Origin of the sequence: Bacillus sp. FSL W8-0848 (assembly GCF_038007805.1) — a bacterium.
GTDB lineage: Bacteria > Bacillota > Bacilli > Bacillales > Bacillaceae > Bacillus > Bacillus glycinifermentans.
In genome coordinates this window covers 2,536,742-2,548,741 of sequence record NZ_JBBOYB010000001.1, presented here as the reverse complement: position 1 = coordinate 2,548,741, position 12,000 = coordinate 2,536,742, and the positions used below count along the sequence as shown (strand labels likewise).

Here is a 12,000-nt window from a genome sequence, read left to right as displayed (position 1 = left end):
GGATAGATAATGTCAAGCGGATCAACATACATATTGAATATGCCGGAAAGGCAAACACAATGTTATCGCCTTTTTGGAAAGTGTGGTAAAATGCAATACATAATGGAACGAATGTTTTACAGCGTATGTTTCTTTTAACGAAGAAACGGATATGACAAGGATATAAGGGGTGAAAGAATGTTTAAATTCAACGAGGAAAAAGGACAATTGAAATGCTCGTTTTGCGGAAAAACCCAAGATCAGGTACGCAAGCTTGTCGCCGGACCAGGCGTATATATATGTGATGAGTGCATCGAACTTTGCACTGAGATCGTCGAAGAGGAACTCGGCAATGAAGAAGAAGTGGAGTTTAAAGATGTTCCGAAGCCGCAGGAAATCCGTGAAATTCTTGATGAATACGTAATCGGCCAGGACCAGGCGAAAAAATCCCTTGCCGTAGCCGTTTACAATCACTATAAACGGATTAACTCCAACAGCAAAGTCGACGATGTCGAGCTGTCGAAGAGCAACATTTCCATGATCGGACCGACAGGAAGCGGAAAAACGCTTCTTGCCCAAACGCTTGCACGCATCTTAAATGTGCCGTTTGCGATCGCTGACGCTACCTCCCTGACGGAGGCGGGCTATGTCGGCGAAGACGTGGAAAACATTTTGCTGAAGCTGATCCAGGCGGCTGACTATGACGTGGAAAAAGCCGAAAAAGGCATTATCTACATCGATGAAATTGACAAAGTCGCGAGAAAGTCGGAGAACCCTTCGATTACGCGCGATGTTTCAGGTGAAGGCGTCCAGCAGGCGCTTCTGAAAATTCTTGAAGGCACGGTTGCCAGCGTTCCGCCTCAAGGCGGAAGAAAGCATCCGCATCAAGAATTCATCCAAATTGACACGACCAATATCCTGTTCATCTGCGGCGGGGCTTTTGACGGAATCGAGCAGATTATCAAACGCCGTCTCGGTCAGAAAGTCATCGGTTTCGGCGCCGACAACAAGCACGAAGACCTTGAGAAAGAAGCGCTGTTGTCCAAAGTGCTTCCTGAAGATTTGCTTCGCTTCGGCTTAATTCCGGAATTCATCGGCCGGCTTCCGATTATCGCCAGCCTTGAACCGCTTGATGAAAAAGCGCTGGTTGAAATTTTGACAAAACCGAAAAATGCACTTGTAAAACAATACGCGAAAATGCTTGAACTGGATAATGTGGAGCTTGTCTTCGAAGAAGAAGCTCTCAAAGCAATCGCCAAAAAAGCGATCGAACGCAAAACAGGTGCGCGCGGACTTCGTTCCATTATCGAAGGAATCATGCTTGACGTGATGTTTGACCTGCCGTCACGCGACGATATCGAAAAATGCGTGATTACGGCAGAAACCGTCACTGACGGCGAGCCGCCGCGCCTGATTATGAAAGACGGCACCGTCGCCACCGAAGACAAAAAAACGTCGGCATAATGCTTACATCCCCCTGAAGCTTCAGGGGGTTTTTGTTTGGCCAAAATTATCCCTTCCGAAACGTTTATTCCCTCTCCCAACAGGAAATACTAACAGACATAGATCAGATACGGGAGGGACCATCAGTTGAGCTGGACGAGCATTGCACTTTTTGTACAATTATTTTTCGGGATTATCATCGGATTATATTTTTGGAATCTGCTTAAAAACCAAAGAACGCAAAAGGTTACGATAGACAGAGAATCCAAAAAAGAGATGGAACAGCTCCGGAAAATGAGATCAATCCATTTATCAGAACCTTTATCAGAAAAAGTCCGGCCGACAAGCTTTCATGACATTGTCGGCCAGGAAGACGGAATCAAAGCGCTGAAAGCCGCTCTTTGCGGACCGAATCCTCAGCACGTGATCATCTACGGCCCTCCGGGGGTCGGAAAAACGGCAGCCGCCCGGCTCGTCCTGGAAGAAGCAAAAAAAAATAAACGTTCTCCTTTTCGGGATTCTTCCGTTTTTGTGGAGCTTGACGCAACGACGGCCCGATTTGATGAGCGGGGAATTGCCGACCCTTTAATCGGTTCGGTTCATGACCCGATTTACCAGGGAGCCGGCGCGATGGGACAGGCGGGAATTCCGCAGCCGAAACAAGGGGCCGTCACACATGCCCATGGAGGCGTTTTATTTATCGATGAAATCGGAGAGCTTCATCCGATTCAAATGAATAAAATGCTGAAAGTGCTGGAAGATCGGAAAGTCTTTCTGGAAAGCGCCTATTACAGCGAAGAAAACACGCAAATTCCGAAGCATATTCACGATATTTTTCAAAACGGGCTGCCGGCGGACTTCAGACTGATCGGCGCGACGACGAGAATGCCCGAGGAAATTCCTCCCGCCATCCGCTCGCGCTGCCTTGAAGTGTTTTTCCGAGACCTTGAAAGGCACGAATTGAAAACCGTCGCGAAAAAAGCGGCTGAAAAAATTAAAAAACACGTAACAGACGAAGGGCTCGACCTTTTGACATGCTATGCGAGGAACGGGCGCGAAGTCGTCAATATGATGCAGATCGCCGCCGGGATGGCGCTTACTGAAGACCGCGACCACGTCACTCTCGAGGATATCGAATGGGTGATCCATTCCAGCCAGCTGACGCCGAAATATGAACAAAAAATCGGAGGTAAGCCGCAGATCGGCATCGTCAACGGTCTTGCGGTACACGGTCCGAACAGCGGCTCTTTGCTAGAGATCGAAGTTACTGTCAATCAAGCGGCTGATAAAGGATCGATCAATATTACCGGCATTGCCGAAGAAGAAAATATCGGCAATCAGTCAAAATCGATCCGCCGGAAAAGCATGGCGAAAGGGTCTGTTGAAAACGTCATGACCGTCCTCAGGACAATGGGGGTAAAAGCTTCAGATTATGACATCCACATTAATTTCCCGGGCGGAATCCCGGTTGACGGGCCGTCGGCTGGAATTGCGATGGCCGCGGGCATTTTTTCGGCAATCCACAAAATCCCGATCGACCATACGATCGCGATGACTGGTGAAATCAGCCTGCACGGCCGGGTTAAACCGATCGGCGGCGTGATTCCGAAAATTAAAGCTGCCAAGCATGCGGGCGCGAAGACGGTCATTATCCCGCATGAAAATGTCCAGTCCATCTTAAAGCAGATCGAAGGCATTCGCATCGTTCCCGTCAAAACGCTTCAGGAAGTGCTTGACCTTTCATTGGTCAATCCGCCTTCAGAAATGCCGGACGGCGTAAAGATCAAAAAAGAATCCGTATAATCCTCATCACTTTTCGGTGAGGATTTTTTAACGGGGCCGTATCCGGGCAAGTTTTCTTTGCGGAGGACATCTTTTCCTTTTTCAGAAGTGAAAGAAAGGGTATACTACAGGAGACCCTTTTAATTCGCGGGACTTACCATTGTACATCGATAAAAAAAGTGTATTATAATGTTTCTTACTAAAGTTACGGAGGTGTCAGTCAAAATGGCAGATGAAACGAAACGAAGCATCCCGCTCCTCCCTTTAAGAGGTTTACTCGTCTATCCGACCATGGTGTTGCACCTTGATGTAGGACGCGAAAAGTCGGTGCAGGCGCTTGAACAGTCTATGATGAATGACCATATAATTTTTCTTGCAACACAAAAGGACATATCGATAGACGAACCGGATGAAGAAGAAATCTTCCCATTCGGGACCTACACGAAAATCAAGCAGATGCTGAAGCTTCCGAACGGAACGATCCGCGTTTTAGTGGAAGGCATTCAGCGCGCCCGAATCGTTGAATACCATGATTTGGATGATTATACATCGGTTACGATCGAGCGAATCGAAGAGGATACTGAAAAAGATGTTGAAGATGAAGCACTAATGCGCACCCTGCTCGACCACTTTGATCAATACATAAAGATTTCCAAAAAAATATCGGCTGAAACGTTTGCCGCGGTAACAGACATTGAAGAGCCCGGGAGAATGGCCGATATCGTCGCTTCCCACCTTCCGCTTAAGTTAAAGGACAAGCAGGAAGTGCTGGAAACAATCGATGTGAAAGCAAGGCTGAATAAAGTGATCGACCTGATTCACAATGAAAAAGAAGTCTTGGAGATTGAGAAAAAAATCGGGCAGCGCGTGAAGCGTTCAATGGAAAGAACGCAAAAGGAATACTACCTCCGCGAGCAAATGAAAGCCATCCAAAAAGAGCTTGGAGACAAAGAAGGAAAAGCGGGCGAGGTTCAAAAGCTTACGGATAAAATCGAAGAGGCCGGAATGCCGGACCATGTGAAAGAAACGGCATTCAAAGAGCTGAACCGGTACGAAAAAATCCCGTCAAGCTCTGCAGAAAGTTCGGTGATCCGCAATTACATCGAATGGCTGATTTCGCTTCCGTGGAATGATGCAACAGAAGACAGGCTTGATATTCACCTTGCCGGCAAAATTCTTGATGAAGAGCATCACGGCCTTGAGAAAGTCAAGGAGCGGGTTCTTGAGTACTTAGCCGTCCAAAAGCTGACAAAGTCATTAAAAGGACCGATTTTGTGTTTGGCCGGACCTCCCGGCGTCGGAAAAACTTCCCTTGCAAAATCGATCGCTAAATCGCTCGGGCGGAAATTCGTCCGCATTTCGCTTGGCGGCGTCAGGGATGAATCCGAAATCCGCGGCCACCGCCGGACGTATGTCGGGGCAATGCCCGGCCGGATCATTCAGGGAATGAAAAAAGCGGGCAAAATCAATCCAGTATTTCTGCTGGATGAAATTGATAAAATGGCCTCAGATTTCAGGGGCGACCCGGCTTCAGCGATGCTTGAAGTGCTCGATCCTGAGCAAAATCACACGTTCAGCGACCATTATATAGAAGAAACATTTGACTTATCGAAGGTTTTGTTTATCGCGACGGCGAACAATCTGGCGACGATTCCTGCTCCGCTTAGAGACAGAATGGAAATCATTACGATCGCGGGCTATACCGAAGTGGAGAAGGTGGAAATCGTCAAAGACCATCTTCTGCCGAAGCAGATCAAGGAGCACGGGCTGAAAAAATCAAACCTGCAAATGCGGGATCAGGCCGTACTTGATGTCATCCGCTATTATACGAGGGAAGCCGGGGTACGGAACCTTGAGCGCCAAATTGCCTCGATCTGCAGAAAAGCGGCAAAGCTGATCGTCTCAGGAGAAAGAAAAAGAATCACGGTCACAGAGAAAAATCTTGAGGACTATCTGGGAAAACGAATCTTCAGATACGGGCAAGCGGAGCTGGATGACCAAATCGGCGTCGTGACGGGGCTTGCTTACACAACAGCCGGCGGTGACACGCTTTCTATCGAAGTGTCGCTTTCACCGGGTAAAGGAAAGCTGATCTTAACCGGAAAGCTCGGCGATGTCATGAGGGAATCGGCGCAGGCTGCGTTCAGCTATGTCCGTTCAAAAGCGGAAGAATTAAAGATCAGTCCGGATTTTCATGAAAAGCACGACATTCACATCCATGTTCCGGAAGGCGCTGTTCCGAAGGACGGTCCGTCCGCCGGCATCACAATGGCGACCGCTCTCATTTCTGCACTGACGGGCCGCCCGGTTTCCCGCAATGTTGGCATGACCGGGGAAATCACGCTGAGAGGCCGGGTGCTTCCGATCGGCGGCCTGAAAGAAAAAACGCTCGCCGCGCACCGGGCCGGGCTGAAAAACATCATCATACCGAAAGATAATGAAAAAGACATTGAGGACATTCCGGAGAGCGTGCGGGAAGGACTGAATTTCATACCCGTCTCTCATCTGGATGAAGTCCTTAAGCATGCGCTAGTGGGAGAAGAGAAATGAAAGTTACAAAATCAGAAATCGTCATCAGCGCGGTGAAACCCGAGCAGTACCCTGAAGGGGGGCTGCCGGAGATCGCGCTTGCCGGGAGATCGAATGTCGGGAAATCATCATTCATTAATACAATGATCAACCGGAAAAATTTAGCGAGAACGTCTTCAAAGCCCGGCAAAACACAGACGCTCAACTTCTATATCATCAATGATGTGCTCCATTTCGTGGATGTTCCGGGCTACGGATTTGCAAAAGTGTCCAAGACCGAGCGCGAAGCGTGGGGCCGGATGATCGAGACGTATTTAACGTTGCGCGAAGAACTGAAAGCAGTCGTACAAATCGTCGACCTCAGACACGCGCCTTCACAGGATGATGTCATGATGTATGACTTTTTAAAGCATTATGATATTCCGGTGATTGTCATTGCGACAAAGGCTGATAAGATCCCAAAAGGAAAATGGGATAAGCATGCAAAAGTCGTCAGACAGACGCTGAATATTGAAGATGGAGACAAACTGATTCTGTTTTCCTCGGAAACGAAAAAAGGAAAGCAGGAGGCATGGGCCGCAATTGAACAAATGATCAACGGCTGAAAAAAAGCACTTGCGTCATGGATGCAGGTGCTTTTTTGCGGAATAAATTATTTTCTTTTTAAGAATAATAAGAGCAGACTGGCTGCAATCAGTGCGGCCGGCCAGTATGCTTCTACATAGGATGTTTCAATTTTAAGCGATTGAAGCCAGGCAATGATCCGGTTGAAAAAATAAAGATACAGCGCAAAGGCGATCATCAAAAAACTTTCAAATTGATATTCTTTCGTGCGAAGCGATCTGATGAACAGGGCGCATCCGGCAATCAGGACGACCGCGGTGAAATCGTCAGCTTGTCCGAAAAGCTCCTGTTTAAAGGCGAAATAAACGCCGATTGCGGTAAGCAGCAAGCCGGCAAAAAAATGAGCGTTATCGGCTTCTTTGTGCCCCTGATATAAAAATGCGAGGCCCACGAGAGCGGCCAAAACAGACCATTCCCCTTGTCCGTCAAAGAGGCTGATTTGTCCGGAACGCAATATTGCGTAAATCGATACGGCAAGGAACAGGCACGGGAGCAAAATCGATTTCTTTTTCAAACTATCACCTTCTCGTTTTAAAGAAAATAGGAAAGCAATTTCTACTATAACACAACATTTTTTTAAAATCTGTTCACATTTTGTGAAGAGAAAATAGTGAATATATGTTATAATCGTTGTGAATAATAAATTCTATATTGTAATTATTCTAATCTAGATAGATGTTGGGGGTGCAAGCAGGAATTATGCATATACTTGTTGTGGGATTGGATTACAAATCGGCCCCTGTTCATATACGCGAAAAATTAACGTTCCAGCCCAGCGATTTGGGACGCGCCATGTCGCAGTTAAAAGAAGAGAAAAGCATACTCGAAAACATCATCGTGTCGACATGCAACCGAACAGAACTGTATGCTGTCGTAGATCAGTTGCACACCGGACGCTATTATATGAAAAGGTTTTTGGCGGATTGGTTCGGCATGGATAAAGAAGACATGTCGCCTTACTTAAAATATTATGAAAATGACGGAGCGGTTGAACATCTGTTCCGTGTATCGTGCGGCCTTGATTCAATGATCATCGGCGAAACGCAGATTTTGGGCCAAGTGCGCACAAGCTTCAAGCTCGCTCAGGAAGAGAAGACGATTGGTACCGTTTTCAACTATTTGTTTAAACAGGCTGTCACCGTTGCCAAACGGTGCCATGCTGAGACGGACATCGCATCAAATGCGGTATCTGTCAGCTATGCCGCCGTTGAGCTGGCGAAAAAAATCTTCGGCAGCCTTGCGGATAAGCACGTTCTCATTCTCGGAGCGGGCAAAATGGGAGAGCTAGCCGTGCAAAACCTTCACGGACAAGGAATCGGACAGGTTACGGTCATCAACAGAACATTTTCAAAGGCAAAAGAGCTGGCCGGCCGCTTTTCAGGCGAGGCTAAGAGCCTGAACGAGCTGCAATGCGCTCTGACGGAAGCTGACATTCTCATCAGCTCGACCGGTGCAAACGGCTATGTCATTACAAAAGAGATGATCGAACAGGTCAACAAGCTTCGGAAAGGCTGTCCGCTTTTCATGGTGGATATCGCCGTGCCGCGCGACCTTGATCCTGCGCTTCAAGACGTGGAAGGCGTCTTTTTGTATGATATCGACGATCTTGAAGGCATCGTCGAGGAAAACTTGAAAGAGCGCCAGGCCGTGGCTGAAGAAGTCGAGCTCATCATCGAGGCGGAAATCGTCGCCTTTAAGCAATGGCTCAATACGCTCGGAGTCGTTCCGGTCATCTCGGCATTGAGGGAGAAGGCCCTCGCGATCCAGTCTGAAACGATGCAGAGCATTGAGCGCAAGCTGCCTCATTTAAGTATGAGGGAAAAGAAGCTTTTAAATAAACATACGAAAAGCATCATCAACCAGCTTTTGCGCGATCCGATTTTAAAAGCGAAAGAGTTTGCCTCAGAATCGGATGCAGAGGAAAAGCTCAGCCTGTTCACGCAGATTTTCGATATTGAAGAAGCGGCTTTCGCGAATGAAAAGAAACAAGATGAGCGCCAGCTGGTTCACGGCTTTAAAAAACAGCATCAGCAGGGCTACACTTCTATCGCGAGTGAGTGACGGTCATGACAGATACACTGCTAGCAAGGCTTAATGAAGGCACGATCGTGTTATATGCGCTCAGCGTTCTCTTTTATTTTATAGATTTTCTACAGCACAACCGGAAGGCAGGCAAAGCGGCCTTCTGGTTGCTTTCTATTGTCTGGATTCTTCAGACGGTGTATCTTTTTTATTTTATGTGGTATACCGAGGCGTTTCCTGTGCTGAACAATGTGCAGGGTCTTTATTTTTATGCCTGGGTGCTTGTCACGCTGTCCCTTGTATTGACAAAGCTCTTGAAGGTGGATTTTCTCGTCTTTTTCACAAACGTGATCGGCTTTTCCATGGTGGCGATTCATACGTTTACACCGACCGCACAGCAGTCGGCGGAGCTTTCGGGCAGGCTGGTGTCAGAGCTTCTGATCATTCACATTACGATGGCGATTCTCTCATACGGAGCATTTTCTTTGTCATTTGTCTTTTCAATGCTTTATCTTTTTCAGTACAATTTATTGAAAAAGAAAAAGTGGGGAAAATGGCTTTTGAGAATCGAGGATTTGGCAAAGCTTGATTACATGGCTTACGTCCTCAATATCATCGGCGTGCCCATGCTCCTCTTGAGCCTGATCCTCGGGATCATCTGGTCGTATGTGTCGCTTGAGACCCTGTACTGGACGGATCCGAAAGTGCTCGGCTCCATCGTGCTTCTCTTTTTATATGGTTATTATTTATTTATCAGGATCGTCAAAGAGCTGCAGGGGAGGATCGCGGCTATGTGGAACACCGCGTCTTTTCTTGTTCTCTTAATCAATTTCTTTTTACTAGGCAGCTTTTCACAATTTCATTGGTTTAGTTAAAACGGTTGCCCGTACGGAAATGGGAGGAAGAACATATGAGAAATATCATCGTAGGCTCAAGAAGAAGCAAATTGGCGATGACCCAGACGAAATGGGTAATCAAAAAACTGGAGGAACTGCATCCGAATGTTACATTTGAAATAAAGGAAATCGTGACGAAAGGCGACCGGATTCTTGACGTCACCTTGTCAAAGGTCGGCGGAAAAGGCCTTTTCGTTAAAGAAATCGAGCAGGCCATGCTTTCAGGAGAAATTGATATGGCGGTTCACAGCATGAAGGACATGCCGTCCGCGCTTCCGGAGGGCCTTGTGATCGGCTGCGTTCCGAAGCGGGAGGATGTCCGCGATGCGCTCATTTCAAAAAAACGTCAAACACTCGCAGAGCTTCCGCAGGGGGCGGTTGTCGGTACGAGCAGCCTGCGGAGAAGCGCCCAGCTTTTGCAGATCCGTCCCGACCTTGAGATTAAATGGATCAGAGGGAATATCGACACAAGGCTCAAAAAGCTTGAGACTGACGAGTATGACGCGATTATTTTGGCGGCTGCCGGCCTTTCGAGAATGGGCTGGAAAGACGATGTCGTGACGGAGTTTCTAGAGCCTGAGAGCTGCCTGCCTGCAGTCGGGCAAGGTGCGTTGGCGATTGAGTGCAGAGCTGCGGACGAGGAGCTGCTCGGTCTGTTATCCCGGCTGAATGACTGTTACACAGAGCAGACTGTCACGGCTGAACGCGCTTTTCTTCATGCGATGGAGGGCGGGTGTCAAATTCCGATTGCGGGCTTTGCCGTGATGAATGAAGAAGATGTCATCGAACTGACCGGTCTTGTCGCTTCCCCGGACGGCAAAACGGTATACAGGGAAAAGACGAGCGGGACAGATCCCGCAGCCGTCGGCAAAGAGTGCGCCGAACGGATGGCGCAAAAAGGAGCCAAGGATTTAATTGACCGGGTCAAGCAGGAGCTGGACAATCATGAATCGTGATCTTCCTCTGCAAGGAAAGAAGGTGCTCGTCACCCGCAATAAAGCGCAAGCCCAGTCATTTGGAAAAAAGGTGAAGGATTTGGGGGGAGAAGCGGTATTAACCTCTTTGATCTCGTTCCGGCCCGCTCTCTCTTCTGATCGGGCCCCGCAATTTCAAGCGGACATCGGCCAGGCGGACTGGCTTGTCTTTACTAGCGTAAACGGAGCGAAGTTCTTTTTTTCTTACATGGAAGATCACGGAATCGGGATTTCGGCCGCATCCAGGGCAAAGGTTGCCGCTGTCGGCGAAAAGACCGCCCGATATTTAGAAGACAGGAATGTCCGGGTAGACCTTATTCCGCAACGTTACATCGCTGAAGAGCTTGCAGAAGCGCTGCTGCAAAAAGCCGGCCCGAGTGACAAGGTGGCGGTTTTGAAAGGGAATTTATCGCGCGATGTTATAAAAGAAACCCTTACCCCGCTCGGCGTTGACATTTCGGAGTGGGTCTTGTATGAAACCGTCCCCGACACGGATGGAATCTGTCTGCTCAAAAGTACGGCAGCGCGTGAAGCGTTTGATTTCGTGACGTTTACGAGCTCTTCGACCGTACATGCGTTTATGAGCATATTGAAAGAGGAGAGCAAAAGGTGGGTCGAAAAAGGCACATCCTTTATCAGCATCGGGCCTTTGACGAAAAAGGCGCTCTCGGAATACGGAATCCCTTCAACTATGCCGGAGGTTTATACAATTGACGGAATGCTGGATACGATGTGCAGCATTTCAAGAAAAGGAGTATGACAAATGAAAGCATCATTTCACAGACACCGCCGTCTGCGGACAACGGCAGGCATGAGGAAGCTTGTCAGAGAAACCGAATTAAGAGCATCAGACTTTATTTATCCGATTTTTGCAATCGAAGGAGAGAACATTAAAAGTGAAGTGCCTTCAATGCCCGGCGTGTATCAGCTGTCACTGGACAGACTGAACGAAGAACTTGAAGAAGTCGCAAGCCTCGGCATTCAATCGGTTATCGTTTTCGGCGTCCCGGAACACAAAGATGCTGTCGGAAGTGAAGCATATCATGACCATGGTATCGTCCAAAAAGCGATCGCAAAAATAAAAGAGGACTTCCCGGAGCTTGTCGTAGTCGCCGATACATGCCTTTGCGAATATACGGATCACGGCCACTGCGGCCTCGTCGAGAACGGCGAAATCTTAAACGACGAATCGCTCGCTCTCCTGGCGAAGACGGCGGTCAGCCAGGCCAGGGCCGGCGCTGACATCATCGCGCCTTCCAACATGATGGACGGGTTCGTTGCCGCCATCAGAGAGGCGCTTGACGAGGAAGGGTTTACGAACGTGCCGATTATGTCTTACGCTGTAAAATATGCGAGTGCGTTTTACGGGCCGTTCCGCGATGCAGCAGGAAGCAGCCCGCAGTTCGGAGACCGGAAAACGTATCAAATGGATTACGCCAACCGCCTGGAAGCCATCAGAGAAGCGAAATCCGATGTGGAAGAAGGCGCCGATTTTCTAATCGTCAAACCGACTCTCTCCTATTTGGATATCGTCCGCGACGTGAAAAACGAGTTCAATCTGCCTGTCGTAGGATACAATGTGAGCGGAGAGTATTCGATCGTAAAAGCGGGAGGCCAAAACGGCTGGATCGATGAAAAAGCGCTGGTCCTTGAAATGCTGACAAGCATGAAGCGGGCAGGCTGTGATTTGATCATTACGTATTTTGCAAAAGATGCGGCAAAATGGATTGCAGAATAACGAAAATCGACTG

At 48.2% G+C, this 12,000-nt stretch carries 10 protein-coding genes; 9 read left to right on the top strand and 1 reads right to left on the bottom strand.

Going from position 1 to position 12,000, the window contains the following annotated elements:
* Positions 1-177: 177 nt before the first annotated feature.
* The 4 genes from clpX (at position 178) to yihA (ending at position 6,338) form a co-directional block, all read left to right on the top strand.
* Positions 178-1,443, top strand: a complete 1,266-nt coding sequence (clpX, locus tag NSQ39_RS13295; RefSeq protein ID WP_046132046.1) for an ATP-dependent protease ATP-binding subunit ClpX — start codon at positions 178-180, stop codon at positions 1,441-1,443.
* Between the two features lie 126 nt (positions 1,444-1,569).
* Positions 1,570-3,225 carry an ATP-dependent protease LonB gene (gene lonB, locus NSQ39_RS13290; protein ID WP_046132047.1) on the top strand — a complete coding sequence of 552 codons (1,656 nt, stop codon included), beginning with the start codon at positions 1,570-1,572 and terminating at the stop codon, positions 3,223-3,225.
* A gap of 204 nt (positions 3,226-3,429) precedes the next feature.
* Positions 3,430-5,754 carry an endopeptidase La gene (gene lon, locus NSQ39_RS13285; protein ID WP_175075676.1) on the top strand — a complete coding sequence of 775 codons (2,325 nt, stop codon included), beginning with the start codon at positions 3,430-3,432 and terminating at the stop codon, positions 5,752-5,754.
* A complete protein-coding gene (gene yihA, locus NSQ39_RS13280) occupies positions 5,751-6,338 on the top strand; it encodes a ribosome biogenesis GTP-binding protein YihA/YsxC (RefSeq protein ID WP_175075675.1) in 588 nt (195 codons plus the stop codon). The genes lon and yihA overlap by 4 nt, the downstream gene beginning before the upstream one ends.
* A gap of 47 nt (positions 6,339-6,385) precedes the next feature.
* Here yihA and NSQ39_RS13275 read toward each other — a convergent pair whose 3' ends face one another.
* The gene (locus tag NSQ39_RS13275) at positions 6,386-6,871 is read right to left on the bottom strand and encodes a hypothetical protein (RefSeq protein WP_175075674.1); all 486 of its coding nucleotides are present in this window, start codon (positions 6,869-6,871) and stop codon (positions 6,386-6,388) included.
* 185 nt (positions 6,872-7,056) lie between these two features.
* Here NSQ39_RS13275 and hemA point away from each other — a divergent pair, with 185 nt between their 5' ends.
* Genes hemA through hemB form a run of 5 tightly spaced genes read left to right on the top strand, consistent with a single transcriptional unit; the run spans position 7,057 to position 11,987 of the window.
* Complete coding sequence (gene hemA / locus NSQ39_RS13270) at positions 7,057-8,418, top strand: glutamyl-tRNA reductase (RefSeq protein WP_175075673.1); 1,362 nt, start codon at positions 7,057-7,059, stop codon at positions 8,416-8,418.
* Between the two features lie 5 nt (positions 8,419-8,423).
* On the top strand, positions 8,424-9,254 hold the full coding sequence (locus tag NSQ39_RS13265) for a cytochrome c biogenesis protein (RefSeq protein ID WP_048355979.1): 831 nt from the start codon (positions 8,424-8,426) through the stop codon (positions 9,252-9,254).
* 35 nt (positions 9,255-9,289) lie between these two features.
* Positions 9,290-10,231 carry a hydroxymethylbilane synthase gene (gene hemC / locus NSQ39_RS13260; RefSeq protein WP_175075672.1) on the top strand — a complete coding sequence of 314 codons (942 nt, stop codon included), beginning with the start codon at positions 9,290-9,292 and terminating at the stop codon, positions 10,229-10,231.
* Positions 10,221-11,009, top strand: a complete 789-nt coding sequence (locus NSQ39_RS13255; protein ID WP_341015337.1) for a uroporphyrinogen-III synthase — start codon at positions 10,221-10,223, stop codon at positions 11,007-11,009. Before hemC ends, NSQ39_RS13255 begins: the two co-directional genes overlap by 11 nt.
* 3 nt (positions 11,010-11,012) lie before the next feature.
* Positions 11,013-11,987, top strand: coding sequence for a porphobilinogen synthase (gene hemB, locus NSQ39_RS13250; protein WP_175075670.1), 975 nt, complete (start codon positions 11,013-11,015; stop codon positions 11,985-11,987).
* The last annotated feature ends 13 nt before the right edge of the window (positions 11,988-12,000 follow it).